Raw genomic sequence first — 19,859 nt, 5'->3', positions numbered from 1 at the left:
AAAGTATGCTGCATATTTTATTCGTCTGCACAGGAAATACCTGCCGCAGCCCCATGGCTGAAGGTCTTCTGCGGAAGCTTGCGGGGGAGCGGGGGATCGATGTGGAGGTGCGGTCTGCCGGAGTTTCCGCCATTTCAGGTACTTCCATATCCAGACATGCTGCCGGAATCCTGCAGGATGAAGGCATTAACGATCGTATAGTATCCTCGCAACTGACTGGAGAGGCTGTCGCCTGGGCTGATCTGGTGCTTACCCTGACCGGAGGGCATAAGCGGCATTTGCTGCAATATTTCCCTGACGCCGTTAACAAGACGTATACGCTTAAGGAATATGTGCATACGCAAGAGTCTGTGAACGCCGATATCCGTGAATTGGATAGCCTATATGCAGATGCCGAACTCAGTATTTCGCTGGGCGGAGAGCCGAGCGCCGCTGATTTGCAGCGGATTATTGAGATCCGGCAACGGATTCCAAGCTTCGATATCAGTGATCCGTTCGGCGGCTCCCGTGAAGATTATGAGCTGACGGCTGCTGAGATCCGGACTGCGTTGTACAGTTTACTGGATAAGCTGGAATCCTTACGGCGGTTGTGAAGGTGGTTGATTTTTCGCCGCCTATCCCTTAAGATGAAATAAATATTATCCGGTTCCGGTGTAACTGGCGACAAGTGTGGATCAAACCACGATGGAGCACCTGGAATAAACGGCCGGTCGCCTGGGCAAAAGAGCACATCCGCAGCTAAATCTGCGGACTGCTCTTTTTTGTTTAAATGTCGTATCTGTAGTGGAATTTGAGGCGTTATCAATGCTTGAAGGGGGCGGTAAGATGGACGAAGTCCGGAAGCAGGGTCTATGGGAAGAGCGCGCGTCCGGTGCGCCTTCAGCAGCCGGGCAACAAGCGGGCAGCGCAGAGCTGACCTTGGACGCCGCAGCTGCGGCGGTAGTCCGCGAACTGGCGGAAGCAGGGAAGCTTGGTCCCGGTAAAATCCTGGTGGTTGGAGCAAGCACCAGTGAAGTGGCGGGTGTGCGGATCGGCACCGGGGGTGCGCTTGAGGTTGCACAGCTGCTGCTGCAGGGAATTACGCAGGCTGCTGCTGAATTTGGTTTTCATCCCGTGTACCAATGCTGCGAGCATCTGAACCGTTCGCTGGTGATGGAACGTTCTTTGCTGGAATCGCTGGGGCTTAAGGAGGTTTCGGCTGTGCCGGTTCCGGGGGCCGGAGGGTCCATGGCTGCCGCCGCTTACCGCTCTATGACAGATCCGGTGCTGGCCGAGACGATTGAGGCCCACGCCGGCATTGATATCGGGGAGACACTAATTGGCATGCACCTCCGCCGCGTAGCCGTACCTTTCCGGCCAAGCCTGCGCTATATCGGGGCAGCCCGGGTGAACGCAGCATGGAGCAGACCGCCGCTGATCGGCGGCGAACGGGCAGTGTACCGTACGCCGGAGACAAGCGGCTCCGCGAATTGTGACTGAGAGCAGCGTATATCACTGGTTTTGTCTTAACACCACATAAATTAGAATAACAGGGAGGAAATAAGAAACATGGAACAACTACGTAAGAGTGACCCGGCAGTACTGGAAGCAATGGGCTTAGAACTAAGCCGTCAGCGTGCAAACATTGAACTCATAGCTTCAGAGAATATTGTAAGTGAAGCCGTAATGGAAGCGATGGGCTCCGTGCTTACGAACAAATACGCCGAAGGTTATCCCGGCAAACGTTATTATGGCGGCTGTGAAGATGTGGATATCGTGGAGAACCTGGCCCGTGACCGTGCCAAGCAGCTGTTTGGTGCCGAGCATGTCAATGTGCAGCCGCATTCCGGTGCACAGGCCAATATGGCCGTTTACCTTGCCGCGCTTAATCCTGGCGATACCGTACTGGGCATGAATCTGGCGCATGGCGGCCATTTGACCCACGGTAGCCCGGTTAATGCTTCCGGTATCCTGTATAACTTTGTAGCTTATGGCGTACAGGAGGATACTTTCCTGATTGATTATGATGAAGTGCGTAAAGCAGCCTTCAAACACCGTCCCAAAATGATTGTTGCCGGAGCAAGCGCGTATCCGCGGACCATCGATTTTGCTGCACTCGGTTCTATTGCGAATGACGTAGGTGCTCTATTCATGGTCGATATGGCCCATATTGCTGGATTGGTTGCAGCCGGTGTTCACCCGAGCCCGGTTCCTCATGCCCACTTCGTCACTACAACTACGCACAAAACCTTGCGTGGCCCGCGCGGAGGGATGATTCTGTGCAGACAGCCATGGGCTGCTGCTATTGATAAAGCGGTCTTCCCGGGTTCCCAAGGCGGACCGCTCATGCATGTGATTGCGTCCAAAGCCGTTTCCTTCGGTGAAGCGCTGCAGCCATCGTTCAAGACCTATGCCGAGAATGTAGTGAAGAATGCCAAGGTTCTGGCGGATACGCTGATCGGCGAAGGCGTTAATATTGTTTCCGGCGGTACGGATAACCACCTGATGCTGCTGGATACCCGTAATCTGAGCATTACCGGCAAGGATGCGGAGAAGGTGCTTGATTCGATCGGAATTACAGTCAACAAGAATGCGATTCCGTTCGATCCTACCAGTCCGTTTGTAACAAGCGGTATCCGGATCGGTACACCTGCTGTTACTTCACGCGGCATGGACGAGCCGGCTATGGTAGCGATCGGCCGGATTATCGCCAATGTGCTGAAGAATCCGAAAGATGACGCTAATTTGACCCAGGCTGCACGTGAGGTGGCCGAGCTTACTGAAAAGTATCCGATCTATCCTGGTATGCAGTACTAATATTAAGCTGCTTATTCTGCCTTTGCGGGTCCGGTACCACCGGATGCCGCAAAGGTTTTTTTTGATAGGTGCGATTTCAAATGTTGTATGGCCGGTTTCTGTTGCATAATGTTCACAAATTATAGTAAGAAAATGGTATGAATTATCATGTAATAATCATGAAAGTTCATGGAATTTTCAATAAAAGTAGTGAAAGAAATGTGAATAGTATTAAAAGTGCCTAATGGCACAAACTAAGTTTTGTTTTATATCCAGAGGTTTGGGGGATTTCCTAAACTTTCCCTGCAGCTGTGAAATTTGGGAAGACTGCCTTTGCAGGCGCTTTTCCCCTTCTGTAGGTGAAAAGCGGCCTTGGTGATGATATAATAGACAAGATTTAGCCATGCGGGAAGCAAAGCGCTTACTCTGGCTATAAATAAGACTTACAATTACCGGAGGGACAAAATGGGAAAATTGGTGATTTGCGATCATCCATTGATTCAGCACAAATTAACATTTATTCGCGATGTGCGGACCAACACGAAAGAATTCAGAGAGCATGTCGATGAAGTAGCAACACTTATGGCTTATGAGATTACCCGTGATATTCCGCTTGAGACCATTACGGTGCAGACACCGGTGGCTGAAACGCAGAGCAAAGTGATCTCGGGAAGAATGCTGGGACTGATTCCGATTCTGCGCGCCGGTCTTGGCATGCTGGAGGGTGTCTTGAAGCTGCTTCCGGCGGCTAAAGTAGGACATGTCGGGCTTTTCCGTGATCCGGAAACGCTTCAGCCGGTTGAATATTACATTAAGCTTCCTACAGATGTGCAGGAACGTGAGCTGATCGTAATTGATCCGATGCTGGCTACAGGCGGCTCCGCCATTGCGGCCATTACCTCGCTTAAGAACCGTGGATGCACCCAGATCAAGATGATGAACCTGATTGCTGCCCCTGAAGGCGTCGCTGCGGTGCAGGCTGCACATCCGGATGTGGACATCTATGTAGCCGCACTTGATGATCATCTGAATGAGCATGGTTATATTGTCCCAGGCCTCGGAGATGCCGGTGACAGACTGTATGGAACCAAGTAATAATACCCTTGAGGTATTAATAGAACAAACACAATTTCTGTAGTCTTCAGAAGAGAGGGTAGGGGTTATGTCCAAAATTAAAGTAATGACGATTTTCGGAGTGCGCCCCGAGGCGATCAAGATGGCGCCTCTGGTTCTGGAACTGAACAGGCACCCTGAGCAGATTGAATCCATTGTCTGTGTAACTGCCCAGCACCGTGAACTGCTTGATCAGGTGCTGGAGGTATTCAAAATTACGCCGGATTATGATCTGGACGTAATGAAGGACCGGCAGACCCTTAATGAGATTACTATCCGGGTGCTTGAAGGACTAGAGCCAGTGCTTCGCGAGGTCAAACCTGACCTGGTGCTTGTACACGGGGATACGCTTACCACTTTCCTGGCCAGCTATGCGTCTTTCCTGCAGCAAATTCAGGTTGGGCATGTGGAAGCAGGTCTTCGGACATGGAACAAGCTTTCGCCTTATCCGGAGGAAATGAACCGTCAGCTGACCGGCGTGCTTGCCGATCTGCACTTTGCCCCGACCGATTGGTCAGCAGGCAACCTGAGACACGAGAACAAAAAAGAATCAAGTATTTATATCACAGGCAACACTGTAACTGATGTGTTTCAATATACCGTACAGCCGGACTACCGGCATCCTGTACTGGATTTTGCTTCAGGAAAAAGACTTATTTTGATGACGGCGCACCGCAGAGAATCCCAAGGCGAACCGCACCGTCATATTTTCCGTGCTGTCAAAAGAATCGCTGATGAATTTGAAGATGTAGCCATTGTGTATCCTGTGCACCCGAGTCCTGCAGTGAAGGAACCGGCGCATGAGATCCTCGGCGGACACCCTAGAATTAAGCTGATTGATCCGCTGGATGTCGTTGACCTGCATAATTTTTATCCGCATACCCACCTGATATTGACCGATTCCGGCGGCCTGCAGGAGGAAGCTCCCTCCTTTGGAGTTCCCGTGCTTGTGCTGCGTGATACAACCGAGCGCCCGGAAGGGATCGAGGCCGGAACATTGGAGCTTGTGGGGACGGACGAGGAGAAGGTGTATCAACGGACACATGCTCTATTGACCGATCAGAATCTGTATCAGTCCATGAGCCGGGCCGCCAACCCGTATGGAGACGGCAAAGCCTCCGAGAGAATTGTCAATGCGATTTTGCACCATTTCGGAGCTGTTAAAGAACGTCCGGAAGAGTTTCACAGAATGTTCACAAATAATAAATGATGGCACGACAACTAATATACTAAAGTAAATAAAAGCAGCATACAGTGAAACTGTACGGTTTATATGGTTTTGGTATGTTTTGCTGTGATTATTTTCATGTTTTCAAGCACTTTTGAGCAATTTTCGGTGAATTGACAAAGAGTCTGGATATTCAGTAAAATTAGTTGGGATTGTAGCCTATGAAGGAACAAAAGAACGAGGCCGGCCTGGGACGTATTGCTTTGGTTCTCGGGGGTGCAGGCAGCTTGCTTGCCGCTTACATTGTTATAGGTTTTTTTGTGGCAAGGTGGCTGCAGAACCTGATGGACGGACCTAAGCTTTGGCTGGCCATCGGAACAATTGCCGGGATGGTTCTCGGGGTTGTGAATGTTGCTTTGCTAATCAAAAAATTTCTGGGGGAGCAAAATGGATAATATGACTCCCGTAATCAATACCGTTACCAGGGTGACAGTAATCATTATGGCAGGCTTGTTAATGGGATGGGCTCTTCATCATGAGACCCGTGCAGTTACTCTGGGCATGTCGCTGGGCTTGCTGGCAGGACTCGTTAACTTTCGTTATCTTGCCCTCAAAGTAAGAAGGGTGACACAGGCGGTTGCGGATAAACAGAAAAGTTCTTTCAGCCTTGGTTTCGCTACAAGAATCAGTTTCGCTATTCTGGTCACCATGTTTTCGGTCAAAATCGAGCATTTCTCGCTGGAGGCAACGATTGCCGGCCTGTTCATCCCCCAGCTTCTATCTATTCCCGTGGGGATATATTTAGGAATCAAGAATAAGCTGTAGCCATATTAAAGAGAAAGGGGGATGATACTATGCACGAAATGCCTTTAATCTATGTTGGCGGAATACCGATTGACTTGTCAGCGGTACTGATGCTGGTGATCAGTTCGGTGATCGTGTTCGCTCTGGTCATGCTGTCCGTCCGCAACCTGTCTGTTGATAATCCGTCACGACTCCAGAATTTCATGGAGTGGGTCGTTGAATTTGTACAGGGACTGATCAGCAGCGCCATGGATTTGAAGAAAGGGAAGCCTTACATATCACTGGGATTGACGCTGATACTGTTTATCTTCGTCTCCAATCTCCTTGGTCTGCCGTTTTCCTTCATTACAGAAGCCGAAGGTCCGGTTCACATTTTTGGACATGTTATCGAAGCAACCAAAAATCTGACACATGGCGAGCATGTAGAGATTCTGTGGTATAAATCGCCGACTGCAGATATCAATGTAACCGCCGGGCTGGCGATTGTCGTGTTTGTACTAATGAACTATTTGGGAATCAAGCTGAATGGCAAACATTATTTCAAACACTATATTGAGCCGTTCCCGATCTTCTTGCCGCTTAACATCATTGAGAACCTGGCGAAGCCGGTGGCGCTTGCCATTCGTCTATTTGCTAATATTTTTGCCGGCGAGGTTCTGATCACCGTAATTCTGAAGCTGGGGATATTCAGTATCCCGTTCCTGGCTGTCTGGCAGGGCTTCAGTATCTTTGTTGGTGCGCTTCAGGCGTTTATCTTTACGATTCTGACGATGGTGTACATCGCGCAGATGACGATCCACGAGGAAGAAGCACATTAATGAACTGCCGTGAGGATAGCGGCAGCCGCCGGAATACTCTTCGCGGGAGATTTTTATATCATTAAGTCATTACAAAAAGAACCGAAATTAAAGGAGGATATTTACAAATGGAATTTTTGGCAGCAGCAATCGCGGTTGGTTTAGGCGCACTCGGTGCAGGTCTTGGTAACGGTATGATCGTCAGCAAAACAGTTGAGTCCATCGCTCGTCAACCGGAAGCACGTAACGCACTGCAGACAACAATGTTTATCGGTGTAGGTATCGTGGAAGTTATTCCTTTGGCCGCTACAGTTATCGCATTCCTGATCATGTTTACTTAATAAACCGTTTTTACGGTTTGGCGGGGAGGGCAAGTGCCATCCGCGCCTTACTTTTGTATATGTCCGCATGCCGCGGTAACGGAAAGGAGTGACCTCAGTGACTATCGTTTGGACAAATATATTGTTTTCCATTATCGCCTTTGGGATCCTGTATTTCCTGCTCAGCAAATTTGCATTCAGCAAGCTGTTCGGAATTATGGAGAAGCGCCGCGAAATGGTGCTGCAGCAAATGGATGAAGCAGCCAAGACCAGAGAACAGGCGGTCGCTTACGTAGAAGAACAGAAGCAGGCTCTGCAGCAGGCACGCCAAGAGGCGCAGGCTATCATTCAGCAGTCCCAGGTTACAAGCAACAATCAGGTTGACAAGCTTCTGGATCAGGCTAAAGCTGAAGCTACCCGCCTTAAGGACGAAGCAGTCCGTGATATTGAGAGCGAGAAGAACAAGGCTGTGGAAGCTTTGCGCAGCGAGCTGGGTACAGCATCGGTCCGCATTGCATCCAAGCTGCTTGAAAAAGAAGTTAAGGCTGACGGCGAACAGGAACAACTCGTTGATCAATACCTCAAAGAGGTAGGAGGCCGACCATGAGCCGCGATACGGTAGTTGCCAAACGCTATGCCAAAGCCTTGTACAGTGCAGCAGTGGATGAAGGCATTACACTTGAAGTGGAAGCCCAGCTTAGGTTAGTAGTCGAAGTGCTTCATTATGATGCAGAGGTGAAACAGTTCATTCTGGCACCGCGCATCTCGCAATCCGACAAGCTGAATGTGCTGCGCGGAGCGCTTAAAGGTAAAGTCTCGGAAGCGGTAATGAACATGGTAGAACTGCTGGTAGAGCGGGGCAGAACCGATATTTTCGCAGAACTGCTGGCCACGTACGTCAAGATAGAAGGGGACGCCCTTGGCATCGGCGATGCTACTGTATACTCCGCCTATTCTCTGAATCAAGAGGAACAGGATAGTGTAGCGGCAGAGTTCAGCCAGCTTACAAACCGCAAGATTCGTGTTACCAATGTGGTGGATAAGAGCCTGCTAGGCGGACTGAAGGTCATCATCGGCGATACGCTGTATGACGGCAGTCTATCCGGCAAGCTGGAGCGTCTTGAGAAATCCTTTAATGATAAGCAAAGAAGATAGGGGTGAGGATATTGGGCATCAGACCTGAAGAGATCAGCACTTTGATCAAAAATCAAATTGAGCAATATAAAGCCGATATCGAAGTGGCCGAAATTGGCACCGTCATTCAAGTCGGAGACGGTATCGCCCGTGTCTACGGTCTGGAAAACGCAATGGCAGGGGAACTGCTGGAGTTCTCCAACGGTGTAGTAGGCATGGCGCTTAACCTGGAAGAAAGCAACGTCGGTGTTGTTATCCTGGGTGAATACACAGCCATTCGTGAAGGCGATCAAGTCAAACGTACAGGACAAATTATGCAGGTTCCGGTTGGGGAAGCCATGCTGGGCCGTGTAGTGAATGCACTGGGGCAGCCGCTTGACGGCAAAGGTCCAATTGCAACGACTGAATTCCGTCCTGTAGAACATAATGCACCGGGCGTTATCGACCGTAAATCGGTTCATGAACCGATGCAGACAGGTCTGAAAGCGATCGATGCCATGGTACCAATCGGCCGCGGACAACGCGAACTGATCATTGGTGACCGTCAAACCGGTAAGACTGCGATCGCCATTGATGCAATCATCAACCAAAAAGGCAACGGCATGAAGTGTATCTATGTTGCGATTGGTCAAAAACAATCTACAGTAGCACAGGTAGTAGAAACCCTCCGCCGTCACGGCGCGCTGGAATATACTATCGTTGTAACCGCGTCGGCTTCCGAGCCTTCTCCGCTGCTCTATATTGCTCCATACGCAGGCTGCGCAATGGGCGAATACTTCATGTATAAAGGCGAGCATGTTCTTGTTATTTATGATGACCTTTCGAAGCAGGCTTCGGCTTACCGCGAATTGTCCTTGCTGCTCCGCCGTCCACCGGGCCGTGAAGCATTCCCGGGTGACGTATTCTACTTGCACTCCCGTCTGCTGGAACGTGCGGCTAAGCTCAGCGATGCGCTTGGTGGAGGTTCATTAACCGCCCTTCCTTTCATCGAAACACAGGCTTCTGACGTATCGGCTTACATTCCTACGAACGTAATCTCGATTACCGATGGTCAAATCTTCCTTGAATCCGATCTGTTCAACTCCGGTCAGCGTCCGGCGATCAACGTCGGTATCTCCGTATCCCGTGTAGGGGGTTCCGCGCAGATCAAAGCAATGAAGAAGGTTGCCGGTTCCCTGCGTCTGGATTTGGCTCAATACCGTGAGCTTCAGGCCTTCTCCCAGTTCGGTTCCGATCTGGATAAATCTACGCAAGCCCGTTTGAACCGCGGTGCGCGTATGATGGAGATTCTGAAACAAGGCGTAAACCAGCCGCTTAATGTTGAGCACCAAGTGCTCAGTCTGTACACCGCTGTCAAAGGACATCTGGATGATATTCCTGTCAAAGACGTGAAGCGTTTCGAGAAGGAATTCCTGGCGTATATCGACAGCAGTGCAACTGAAATCCTTCAATCCATTACGGATACCAAGGATCTGACAGCAGACAACGAGGCAGCACTCAAAGAAACGATCGAGAAATTCAAAAGAGGCTTTGCTACAAGCTAATATATAGAGTTTGCTCAGTTACGCTTACGAAGTCAGCTTTGGCTGTGCCAAAGCTCAGCTTATGCTTACGATGTTAGCTTTGGCTACGCCAAAGCTCAGAGGTGGTGAAATCATGGCAAGAAGCATGCGCGATATTAAACGTCAAATTAAGAGCGTTCAGAACACCAGACAGATCACCAAAGCGATGGAAATGGTCGCCGCCTCCAAGCTGCGCAAAGCGCAGGAGAAAGCGGAAGCTGCGCGTCCTTACTCAGAGAAGCTTAAAGAGGTGGTCTCGAGTATTGCTGCCGGTACGCAGGATGTTCAGCATCCGATGCTGGTCAGCCGGCCTGTCAAAAAAACAGGGTATTTGATCATCACCTCGGATAGAGGTCTTGCAGGTGGCTACAATGCCAACATTCTGCGTAAAGTAACGATGCTGATCGCAGAGCGGCATAAGTCCAAGGATGAGTATGCACTGTTTGTTATCGGCCGCAAGGGCCGTGACTTTTTGCGCCGCCGTGAGTACCCCATTGTAGAGGAAATCACCGAGCTGTCCGATACCCCGAAGTTTGCTGACATCAAGTCGATTGCTTATTCGGCGGTAAACCAGTTTGAGACAGGCGTCTACGATGAGCTGTACATTTGCTACAACCAGTTTATCAATGCGATCAGCCAGGTTCCGACTGTAGACAGACTTCTGCCTATGGATGGTGTAGGAAAAGGCGAGCATCACGGAGCGACAGCTGCCTATGAATACGAACCTTCTCCTGAAGGCGTGCTGGAAGTTCTGCTTCCTAAATACGCCGAAACTTTAATCTACGGTGCTCTTCTGAACGGCAAGGCCAGTGAGCTGGGAGCTAAGATGACAGCCATGGGCAGTGCAACGAAGAACGCGTCAAAAATGATCGGAGAACTAAGACTTACGTACAACCGCGCCCGTCAGGCGGCAATTACGCAGGAAATTACCGAGATCGTGGCTGGTGCGAACGCGCAGTCTTAATATGAGTGGGTCCATGCCTCCGGGCTTGGCCCTGCCTTGTATTTATCCGCAGAAACGGATGATGCCTGTAAAGGGTAATGGACCGTTTCTACATATGTAACAGCTTTCGAGGAGGGAAATGAAGATGAACAAAGGACGCGTTGTGAGCATTATGGGTCCGGTTGTCGATATTGAATTTGAACGCGGCCAGCTGCCCGAGATATTCAACGCTATCAAAATTGTTGGGACTCTGAGCGATGGCCGTAACATGGATCTGACTCTTGAAGTTTCCAATCATCTTGGAGATAACCTGGTGCGTTGTATCGCCATGTCTTCCACAGATGGACTGGTACGCGGCATTGATGCCATTGACCAGGGAGGACCGATCTCGGTCCCTGTTGGTGAAGCAACACTCGGCCGCGTATTTAACGTGCTTGGTAATCCAATTGATAACGGCGCTGAAGTGGTGGCTGCAAGAAACCCGATTCACCGTCTGGCTCCTACATTCGATGAATTGTCCACTCAGGCAGAAGTTCTGGAAACCGGCATTAAGGTTATCGACTTGCTTGCCCCTTACGCCAAGGGCGGTAAGATCGGCCTGTTCGGCGGTGCCGGCGTAGGTAAAACTGTAACTATCCAGGAACTGATCAACAACATTGCACAGGAACACGGCGGTATCTCCGTATTCGCAGGTGTTGGCGAGCGTACCCGTGAAGGTAATGACCTGTATCATGAAATGACGGATTCCGGCGTTATCAAGAAAACGGCGATGGTATTCGGACAAATGAATGAGCCGCCGGGCGCGCGTCTCCGCGTAGCTCTGACCGGTCTGACCATGGCGGAATATTTCCGTGATGTTGAAGGCCGCGATACGCTGCTCTTTATCGATAACATATTCCGCTTCACCCAAGCGGGTTCCGAAGTATCGGCCCTTCTCGGCCGTATGCCTTCTGCGGTAGGTTACCAGCCTACACTGGCTACAGAAATGGGTCAGCTGCAGGAACGTATTACGTCCACTAAGAAAGGTTCTGTTACTTCAATCCAGGCGATCTACGTGCCTGCGGATGACTATACAGACCCTGCACCGGCTACTGCGTTTGCCCACTTGGATGCGACTACCAACCTGGAGCGTAAAATCTCCGAAAAAGGGATTTTCCCTGCGGTTGACCCTCTGGCTTCAAGCTCGCGTATGCTGGCACCTGAAATCGTCGGAGAAGAGCATTATAACGTGGCACAAGGCGTTAAGCAGCTGTTGCAGCGTTATACTGAGCTTCAGGATATCATTGCAATCCTGGGTATGGATGAGCTGAGTGAAGAGGATAAGGTCATTGTGTCCCGCGCCCGTAAGGTTGAGCGCTTCCTGTCCCAGCCTTTCCATGTAGCAGAACAGTTCACAGGCTTCAAAGGCAAATACGTGCCGATCAAAGAAACAGTACGCAGCTTCAAAGAAATCCTGGAAGGCAAGCACGATGATCTTCCGGAAGTAGCGTTCCTGTTCGTAGGTACGATTGAAGAAGCAGTGGAAAAAGCCAAAACGTTGTAATCCTCGGCATGAGCCGGGTAGTGAGCTTTATTCTGTAAAGCTTTGAGGAGGAATGGAAGTGAATACCTTTTTGCTCGAAATTGTCACTCCGGAGCATCTGGTCTACTCCAAGCAAGTGAATAGCTTGACGGTACGTGGCGTGAATGGTGCACTGGGCATTTTGCCAGGACATATTCCGCTGGTAACTCCGCTTCAGGTTGCTCCGCTTAGCGTCAAAGCAGACGGCGTAACGGTGTCTATCGCCGTTCATGGCGGTTTCGTTGAAGTGCACAAAGATAAGGTAACGGTGCTGGCTGAAAGTGCTGAGCTGCCCAAAGATATTGATGTGGAGCGCGCTGAAGCAGCTAAGGAACGGGCTGAGCGCCGTCTTAAGCTGCAAAGCAAGCAAGATGAAATTGATCACCGCCGTGCTGAGCTGGCCTTGCAGCGCGCTGTAACGCGGATCAAAGTTTCGACCGGAAAAGGACAACAGTAGCAGAGAAGCGGTCAAGCCCAGGGCTTGACTGCTTTTTTGCTTAACTGAATCTAGCAGAGTATGAACATATCGTAAACACTTAGGCAGATAATACGCCAATTGTTTAAAAATTCGTAAAAGTACTGGATTCTTTTCCCCTGCGCAAGTATGATATAAGAGTCGATTTCCGAGTAACCTTACACGGGGGGCTAATGATGAACACAAGCTTATCCGCTGAATTGTCAAGTGCGATCGGCAGTAGCAGTTTAATTTCGATGGTAGTTTCTCTAGTCTGTGTCGTATTATCCTGGTGGGCACTTCAGAACCTAAAGCTCGATCTGGTCATAAGATATCCCAAGAGTCCTCAGGGCAGGTTGCTGCATTTGCTGCTGGCCATTGTCCTCGGCCATTTCGTGGCCGGATTTCTGCTGGATTATCTGGGCTGGAGCGGACTTATCGCCCGGATGTTTTAATGACGGTTGGTTTGGTTATATCTGTCGTAGGCCAATGCAGTGAAAAAAGTGTCGAATAATAAGGTTTTATTATGTCAACACTGAAGTTTAAGGAATGCGTCTGCACATTAGGCGCAGTGACGGAATATTCAATATTTTAACTGACGAATTTTAAACTCAAATTAATTTCAGAAATAATGGACGCGGAGGGAAACCAAAATGAGCAAATTTATCGTCCGCGGTGGCAACAGATTGACCGGGAGCGTGAAAGTTAGCGGCGCAAAAAATTCCGTACTACCGATCATAGCCGCCTCTCTATTGGCAGAAGAAGGAGTTAGCGTCATTGTGGACGCACCTCCGCTAGACGATGTAATCACGATTAGCAAAGTGCTGGAATCTCTGGGAGCAGGTATTACATACCAGAACGATATCATTGAGGTTGATGCCAGAAATATTACTTCCTGCGAAGCACCTTATGAATGGGTACGCAAAATGCGGGCTTCTTTCCTGGTAATGGGTCCACTCTTGTCCCGTATGGGGCATACACGTATTTCCTTGCCTGGCGGTTGTGCCATCGGGACTCGGCCGATTGACCAGCATTTGAAGGGGTTTGAAGCACTGGGTGCCGAGATCAGTCTGGGCCAGGGCTACATTGATGCGAAAAGTAACGGAAGGCTGCGCGGAGCCAAGATTTATCTGGATGTGGCCAGCGTAGGTGCAACCGAAAATATAATGATGGCTGCGGCACTTGCCGAAGGCATTACTGTAATCGAGAATGCTGCGAAAGAGCCGGAGATTGTTGATCTTGCGAATTACCTGAACGGCATGGGTGGTATTGTGCGCGGTGCAGGCACCGGAGTGATCCGGATCGAAGGTGTTGAACGTATGCATGGGGTAAGACATCATGTCATTCCGGACCGTATCGAGGCTGGAACCTATATGGCAGCTGCAGCGATTACGGGCGGCGATGTATATGTGGAAGGCGCCATTGCTGATCATCTGGGCCCGGTTATTGCCAAGATGGAAGAGATGGGCGTTACGGTTATTCCAGACGAGAACGGTGTCCGTGTCATCAGCGACAAGCCGCTGAAGGCTGTGGATCTCAAGACGTTGCCATACCCTGGGTTCCCTACCGATATGCAGTCGCAGATGATGGCGTTATTGCTGCGTTCCGAAGGTACCTCTGTAGTTACAGAGACTGTTTTTGAGAACCGGTTCATGCATGTGGATGAATTCCATAACATGAATGCTGAGATTAAGATTGAAGGCCGTTCCGCCATCGTTACCGGTAATGCCCGTCTTGTCGGTGCCAAGGTGTGTGCTACGGATCTGCGTGCAGGCGCTGCGCTGATTTTGGCAGGGCTAGTGGCAGAAGGAACTACAGAAGTTAGCGGAACGCATCATATTGACCGTGGATATGTGCATCTGGCCGAGAAGCTGTCGGGTCTTGGTGCGGACATATGGCGTATTTCCATGGAAGAATCAGCGGCTCCTGCTGCAGCTGCGAAGGAAGAAGTGCTGAAGCCGGAACCGGCGAGAAGCGAATCCTTCAAGAGCGATGAGGTTAAACCGCGCTTTCAGATTCAGCCGTCCTGGGTATAATAGCAATTTTTAACCTGAAGGGACCAGCCCGCGAATAAGCGGCTGGTCCCTTTTTTAAGTGCGTCCGGCATGGGCGATAACTTGGCGGTGAAAGTCCGCTACAGGCTTGGCAGTAGGAACTGTTAGCTAAAGGCAAGGGTGTCCACCGCGAGGTGGAATCTGAAGGAAGCCGGAGGCAAACCCTCGGTCTGACGAACAGGAATCACATAGAAGGCATGCTGGGACGGACGAGCTTGCTCAACAAAGCGAAGTCCAATGCTGCCCAAATCCCAGGATGTAAATGTGGCAGATGGATGAGGGGAAAGTTATCGCTCTTACCCGGGGAGATCTCACAGACGCCCAGTAGGAAAAAAATCCGAAAGACGGAGTAAAGCTTGCTGTGAGAAGTCAGCAGAGGCCATAGTAACGGAAAGTTTTTTTTTCTACATTCGCGGATGGATCGGTTACTACTATGTAGCCGACATGAAACGGATATTGCAAAGCTGGAGCGAATGGCTGCGAAGACGCCTTCGAATGTACATCTGGAAACTCTCTTTCTCTCAGAATGACGTTCTAGCAGGTGCCGGGAATTCATATCTATAAGAATCACCGGTGCTTATGGAAGGAGCCATAGAGATGAAAGAGTTAAGATTGCTGCGGCGCATCCTGAAGCGCCCGCGCAGCATAGCGCGTGCGCGGTGCGGCGCGCCCCGGATCAGGCGGCTGGCCCCCGCCGCCTGGCTCGCAGCGCCGCTGCTGGCGGCGCTGCTGCTGCCGCTGGCTGTTGTCCTGCTGCGCGGGGGACAACAGCCAGCACCTCCGGCCGTGCCGCAGGCCACGGCCGCGCCGGCACCGCCGGGAACGGCTGCTGCGGAAGCGCCGCAGCCGGAGGTCTCCGTCTATTTGTCGCAGAGCGGACAAATAGAGACCCTGCCGCTGGAGGACTACGTCAGCGGCGTGCTGGCGGCCGAGATGCCGGCGGACTTTGAGCTCGAAGCGCTCAAAGCCCAGGCCGTAGCGGCCCGCACATTCATTGCCCGCCGCCTGCTGGCCGGCGACCACAGCGGGGTACCCGTTCCTGAGGCGGATGTGAGCGATACGGTAAGCCATCAGGCTTACATCTCGCAGGCCGTGCTGGAACGGGACTGGGCATCCTGCAGCAAGCGCGCCGGACTGGCGAAGCTCCGCCGCGCGGTCTTAGAGACGCGCGGGATCATCATGACCTATAAAGGGCAGCCGATCACGGCCTCCTTTTTCGCCTCCAGTGGAGGGTATACGGAGAACTCCGAGGATTACTGGAATGCTGAGGTTCCCTATTTGCGCAGTGTAGCCAGCCCCTGGGAGCGGGAGATTACCCCGAACCTCGCGGTCACCTATACTTTCAGCAATTCGGAGCTCCGCCGCAAGCTGGGTCTTACTGCCAAGGAACTTCCCGCTGCGGCGAATCTGGCTGCCTCAGGCAAGACCTTGCAAGTCTCTTCATCTTCGGCCGGACTGCCTGCAGAAGTCATCTCGCTGACTGCAGGACACCGGATCAAGAAGATCTCTATCGGAGGCACTGTGTTCACAGGCCGGGAGGTAAGAGAGAAGCTGGGACTTCGTTCGAGCCAGTTCACCTGGAAGCGGAAAGACGGGAAGGTGCTGATCACAACCTATGGAAACGGCCATGGCGTCGGCATGAGCCAATGGGGGGCGAATGGTATGGCGAAGCAGGGAAGTACAGCCACGCAGATTCTCAAACACTATTACAGCGGGGTCTCTTTTACGGGAATCTCAACTCTCCTGAAAAAATAACTTGCAAGATACGTATAAAAGCGAAGCGCCCGGTAACACTGGTTACTGAGGTGATAACCATATGAATGAACAAGACAAAAACAAACCAAACCATGATGAATCTCTCAAAAACAAGCAGGGAGATTCAGGCGCTAAGCCTTCTTCATGGACCAGACTGTTATCCAAACGCTGGGTATTCCCGGCAGTCTACACGGCAGCAGCGGCAATTATACTAACCTTGGTGTGGGTCTATCAGGATGCCGGCCAGAAGCCGCTGAATCCGGACACCGCCGCGGTCGTATCACAGGAAGGTGTTGCCGGTAATGAAACCGGAGCCCTGACCGGTGATCCGGAAGCCCTGGAAGTCGTAGCTTCAGCAGAAAGCCTGGCTTGGCCGGTAGCGAGCCCAAGTGAAGTCGAAGTGGTCAAACCGTACTATGATGAAAATGGCACAGAAGAAAATCATGTGGCGGCGATGGTGCAGTACAATAACACCTTTATTACCAACACCGGGATCGATATTGCCCGCGAGGACAACAAGACGTTTGACGTTAAGGCAGCTCTCAGCGGTGAAGTCACCAGAGTCGAAGATGTGGCAGTACTCGGTAAAGTGATCGAGGTTACATCTCCGGGTGATCTGAAGACAGTTTACCAGAGTCTCAGCGATACCAAAGTCAAGCAGGGCGATGAAGTGAAGCAGGGCGATACGCTGGCAACAGCGGGACAGAGCGAATTGGAGAAAGGTCTCGGCAACCATGTGCATTTTGAAGTGCACGAGGATGGCAAGATTGTGAATCCTTCGGATCTGCTTCCACAGCGCTAATCCGAAATATCTGCAGGGGGCGAAAGCCTCCTGCTTTTTTTATTTTTCTACCCGGAATGGACGGTGGGGCCGGTTCTATATAGAGAATGGAACTGCAAACGGCTCATAAATAGGTTGTCCGAGAAATAAAATGGGCCTTCCGGAGCTTGTCATGTCTTGAAAGCGCGAATATATAGGCCCGCCCCTCATATAATGTACCAAACTATCCACAGTTGGGAGGCGGGAGCGTGCACGATTACATCAAGGAACGTACGATCAAAATCGGACGCTGCATCGTGGAAACCAGGCACACGGTCCGGACCATAGCCAAGGAATTTGGCGTTTCAAAAAGCACAGTGCATAAGGATTTAACCGAACGGCTGCCGGAAATCAATCCGGATCTGGCCGATCAGGTGAAGCACATTCTCGAATATCACAAATCGATCCGTCATCTTCGGGGGGGAGAAGCCACAAAAATCAAATATAAGAAAACGACAGGCAAAAAGCGTGAGGTAGCCGTAGCAGCAAAGCCATAAGATTTTCGGAATTTTAAGTAATAATTCAGCTTTACTACATTGTGTACACCCCCTAAAGTATGGTATTTTTAAATTTGGTACTATCTAACTATTCTCATTTAAAATAACACTTTGGGGGCTCTTTCATTATGCTTAGCAAGGATATCGGAATCGATCTCGGCACAGCCAATGTGCTCATTCATGTCAAGGGAAGGGGAGTCGTTCTGGATGAACCTTCCGTGGTCACGCTTGAAAGTGATACGAAGAGAGTCCTTGCGGTTGGTGAACAGGCCCGCCGGATGGTTGGGCGCACACCTGGAAACATAATTACAATTCGTCCGCTCCGGGACGGAGTCATTGCCGATTTTGCGATTACAGAAATGATGCTGAAATATTTTATCGACCGCGTCGGGGGCCGGACCTGGTATTCAAGGCCCCGTATTTTGATTTGCGCGCCCACCAATATTACATCCGTTGAACAGAAGTCAATCCGTGAAGCCGCGGAACGCAGTGGAGCCAAAGAAGTTTTTATGGAAGAAGAACCCAAAGCTGCGGCAATCGGAGCAGGGATGGATATTTATCAGCCAAGCGGAAATATGGTCGTCGATATTGGCGGGGGTACAACGGATGTAGCCGTATTGTCCATGGGCGACGTTGTTACCGCCTCTTCGATTAAGGTCGCAGGGGACAAGTTCGACGAGGCCATTTTAAGATATATCAAACAGAAATATAAACTCCTGATCGGTGAACGCACAGCTGAGGATATCAAGGTTACTATCGGGTCCGTCCGCCCGGGCGGCATGAAGGCTGAGCTGGATATACGCGGACGTGATATGGTGAGCGGACTTCCCCAGACCCTGACCATTACATCCGGAGAGGTTAAGGAAGCGCTGTGGGATCCGGTTTCCGCTATTGTGGCTGCGGCCAAGTCGGTGCTGGAGCGTACACCGCCGGAGCTGTCGGCAGATATTATTGACCGCGGGGTCGTATTGACCGGCGGCGGGGCACTCCTTAACGGATTGGACGAGCTGCTCTCTGAACAGCTGCATGTTCCGGTCTGGGTTGCCGAAGATCCGATGCACTGTGTTGTTAAGGGGACGGGGATTATGCTTGACCATTTAGATAAGGTTGTTAAGAAAAAGTTCTAGTCTGCCGATAATAAGTTAACAGCAGATTCAGGAAGGGACTGACCTCATGCTAAGAGGATTATATACGGCGGCTGCAGGAATGGTAACACAGCAGCGCAGACATGATACAGCGACACAGAACATTGCCAATTTGAATACTACGGGGTACAAGCAGGTCGACAGCGTCAGTCATGCATTTCCCGATGTGCTGATCTCGGCGATGAGCGGTGGCGTTACGAAGCCTGTCGGCCGGCTTAACACAGGGGTTTTTGCCGAACAGTCTGTTTCCCAGTATTTGCAGGGCGATCTCATCGAAAGCGGCAAAAACGCAGATTTCGCGCTGTCAACCGATTTACAGGTAGAGGACCCGGATAATGCGGGTACTTATCTTGCTTTTGACGGCTCAGGTAAATACATTAGTCCTGACGGCGAGGTAACTTACCGTCCGCAGGCGTTCTTTACAGTACAGGATAATGAGGGTAACAATTTATATACACGTAACGGAAGTTTTACAGTAGGACCTACTGGAGAGGTGCTTAGCTCCGGGGGATTCAGCGTATTGGACAGTAACGGTAATCCGCTGAGATTGACAGGTCCTGAGGATAGCCTTAAAGTGGACGGGCAGGGTAACTTGATTAACAATGCGACCGGACTGCCTTCAGGAACCCGGATCGGGATCAGTGTAATTACAAGACCGCAGGAGCTGGTACGTGACGGGAACGGCGTTTTCCATGCCGATGACGCGGAGGCTGCAGAAATCCGTTACTCCAATGCAACCGATAATTTGCAGTTGCGTCAGGGGTATCTGGAGAACTCTAATGTGGATGCCACTCAGGTAACGGTGGATATGAACGCCGCCTACCGGGCTTATGAAGCGAATCAGAAGGTAATCCAGTTTTATGACAGCAGCCTGCAGAAGGCTGTTAATGATGTCGGCAGAGTATAGGCTGCAGGTGCACTGATGAAGTGAACCGGTTTCTTCTTAAGTTATTAAGC

23 protein-coding genes and 1 riboswitch are annotated in these 19,859 nt (G+C 50.8%); all 23 genes read left to right on the top strand.

What is annotated here, in order from left to right:
• Window positions 1-5 precede the first annotated feature (5 nt).
• Window positions 6-593 (top strand): low molecular weight protein arginine phosphatase, encoded by a 588-nt coding sequence (locus tag R50912_RS30625; RefSeq protein WP_042240300.1) that lies wholly within the window; start codon window positions 6-8, stop codon window positions 591-593.
• 50 nt (window positions 594-643) lie between these two features.
• Window positions 644-727: riboswitch (ZMP/ZTP riboswitch) on the top strand.
• A 98-nt stretch (window positions 728-825) separates the two neighbouring features.
• A complete protein-coding gene (locus R50912_RS30620; RefSeq protein ID WP_081956726.1) occupies window positions 826-1,479 on the top strand; it encodes a TIGR01440 family protein in 654 nt (217 codons plus the stop codon).
• Between the two features lie 69 nt (window positions 1,480-1,548).
• Entirely contained in the window at window positions 1,549-2,796 is a 1,248-nt protein-coding gene (glyA, locus tag R50912_RS30615; RefSeq protein ID WP_042240296.1) for a serine hydroxymethyltransferase, read from the top strand.
• Between the two features lie 444 nt (window positions 2,797-3,240).
• Window positions 3,241-3,870 (top strand): uracil phosphoribosyltransferase, encoded by a 630-nt coding sequence (gene upp, locus R50912_RS30610; protein WP_020426095.1) that lies wholly within the window; start codon window positions 3,241-3,243, stop codon window positions 3,868-3,870.
• 67 nt (window positions 3,871-3,937) lie between these two features.
• A complete protein-coding gene (gene wecB / locus R50912_RS30605; RefSeq protein ID WP_039309304.1) occupies window positions 3,938-5,098 on the top strand; it encodes a non-hydrolyzing UDP-N-acetylglucosamine 2-epimerase in 1,161 nt (386 codons plus the stop codon).
• 179 nt (window positions 5,099-5,277) lie between these two features.
• Window positions 5,278-5,511, top strand: a complete 234-nt coding sequence (locus R50912_RS30600; protein WP_042140254.1) for an AtpZ/AtpI family protein — start codon at window positions 5,278-5,280, stop codon at window positions 5,509-5,511.
• Window positions 5,504-5,881: an ATP synthase subunit I gene (locus R50912_RS30595; RefSeq protein WP_042140253.1), complete on the top strand. Its 378-nt coding sequence runs from the start codon at window positions 5,504-5,506 to the stop codon at window positions 5,879-5,881. The genes R50912_RS30600 and R50912_RS30595 overlap by 8 nt, the downstream gene beginning before the upstream one ends.
• A gap of 29 nt (window positions 5,882-5,910) precedes the next feature.
• Window positions 5,911-6,678: a F0F1 ATP synthase subunit A gene (atpB, locus tag R50912_RS30590; protein WP_042140252.1), complete on the top strand. Its 768-nt coding sequence runs from the start codon at window positions 5,911-5,913 to the stop codon at window positions 6,676-6,678.
• Window positions 6,679-6,785: 107 nt separating this feature from the next.
• Window positions 6,786-6,998 carry a F0F1 ATP synthase subunit C gene (gene atpE, locus R50912_RS30585; RefSeq protein ID WP_036699216.1) on the top strand — a complete coding sequence of 71 codons (213 nt, stop codon included), beginning with the start codon at window positions 6,786-6,788 and terminating at the stop codon, window positions 6,996-6,998.
• Between the two features lie 97 nt (window positions 6,999-7,095).
• A complete protein-coding gene (gene atpF / locus R50912_RS30580) occupies window positions 7,096-7,584 on the top strand; it encodes a F0F1 ATP synthase subunit B (RefSeq protein WP_039309309.1) in 489 nt (162 codons plus the stop codon).
• Window positions 7,581-8,132 (top strand): F0F1 ATP synthase subunit delta, encoded by a 552-nt coding sequence (locus tag R50912_RS30575; RefSeq protein WP_042140251.1) that lies wholly within the window; start codon window positions 7,581-7,583, stop codon window positions 8,130-8,132. The genes atpF and R50912_RS30575 overlap by 4 nt, the downstream gene beginning before the upstream one ends.
• Window positions 8,133-8,143: 11 nt before the next feature.
• Complete coding sequence (atpA, locus tag R50912_RS30570; RefSeq protein WP_042140249.1) at window positions 8,144-9,655, top strand: F0F1 ATP synthase subunit alpha; 1,512 nt, start codon at window positions 8,144-8,146, stop codon at window positions 9,653-9,655.
• Window positions 9,656-9,767: 112 nt separating this feature from the next.
• Complete coding sequence (gene atpG / locus R50912_RS30565) at window positions 9,768-10,637, top strand: ATP synthase F1 subunit gamma (protein WP_039309316.1); 870 nt, start codon at window positions 9,768-9,770, stop codon at window positions 10,635-10,637.
• 124 nt (window positions 10,638-10,761) lie between these two features.
• Complete coding sequence (gene atpD / locus R50912_RS30560) at window positions 10,762-12,159, top strand: F0F1 ATP synthase subunit beta (protein WP_039309318.1); 1,398 nt, start codon at window positions 10,762-10,764, stop codon at window positions 12,157-12,159.
• Window positions 12,160-12,217: 58 nt separating this feature from the next.
• Entirely contained in the window at window positions 12,218-12,634 is a 417-nt protein-coding gene (locus R50912_RS30555) for a F0F1 ATP synthase subunit epsilon (RefSeq protein ID WP_039309326.1), read from the top strand.
• Window positions 12,635-12,828: 194 nt separating this feature from the next.
• On the top strand, window positions 12,829-13,086 hold the full coding sequence (locus R50912_RS30550) for a DUF1146 family protein (RefSeq protein WP_042240294.1): 258 nt from the start codon (window positions 12,829-12,831) through the stop codon (window positions 13,084-13,086).
• A gap of 198 nt (window positions 13,087-13,284) precedes the next feature.
• Window positions 13,285-14,667, top strand: a complete 1,383-nt coding sequence (gene murA / locus R50912_RS30545; protein WP_042240291.1) for a UDP-N-acetylglucosamine 1-carboxyvinyltransferase — start codon at window positions 13,285-13,287, stop codon at window positions 14,665-14,667.
• Window positions 14,668-15,066: 399 nt separating this feature from the next.
• Window positions 15,067-15,249, top strand: a complete 183-nt coding sequence (locus tag R50912_RS36310; RefSeq protein WP_331281936.1) for a group II intron maturase-specific domain-containing protein — start codon at window positions 15,067-15,069, stop codon at window positions 15,247-15,249.
• Window positions 15,250-15,282: 33 nt separating this feature from the next.
• A complete protein-coding gene (gene spoIID, locus R50912_RS30540; protein WP_042240289.1) occupies window positions 15,283-16,440 on the top strand; it encodes a stage II sporulation protein D in 1,158 nt (385 codons plus the stop codon).
• 61 nt (window positions 16,441-16,501) lie between these two features.
• Complete coding sequence (locus R50912_RS30535; RefSeq protein WP_039303727.1) at window positions 16,502-17,242, top strand: M23 family metallopeptidase; 741 nt, start codon at window positions 16,502-16,504, stop codon at window positions 17,240-17,242.
• A gap of 227 nt (window positions 17,243-17,469) precedes the next feature.
• Window positions 17,470-17,757, top strand: coding sequence for a sporulation transcriptional regulator SpoIIID (gene spoIIID, locus R50912_RS30530; RefSeq protein ID WP_038597396.1), 288 nt, complete (start codon window positions 17,470-17,472; stop codon window positions 17,755-17,757).
• 128 nt (window positions 17,758-17,885) lie between these two features.
• Entirely contained in the window at window positions 17,886-18,884 is a 999-nt protein-coding gene (locus tag R50912_RS30525) for a rod shape-determining protein (RefSeq protein WP_042240285.1), read from the top strand.
• A 46-nt stretch (window positions 18,885-18,930) separates the two neighbouring features.
• Complete coding sequence (locus R50912_RS30520; protein WP_042240282.1) at window positions 18,931-19,809, top strand: flagellar hook-basal body protein; 879 nt, start codon at window positions 18,931-18,933, stop codon at window positions 19,807-19,809.
• The last annotated feature ends 50 nt before the right edge of the window (window positions 19,810-19,859 follow it).

The sequence above is a fragment of the Paenibacillus sp. FSL R5-0912 genome, assembly GCF_000758605.1.
In the GTDB taxonomy this organism is placed as follows: Bacteria; Bacillota; Bacilli; order Paenibacillales; family Paenibacillaceae; genus Paenibacillus_AQ.
The sequence above is the reverse complement of the archived record's forward strand: the minus strand, read 5'-3'. Positions and strand labels throughout refer to the sequence as shown.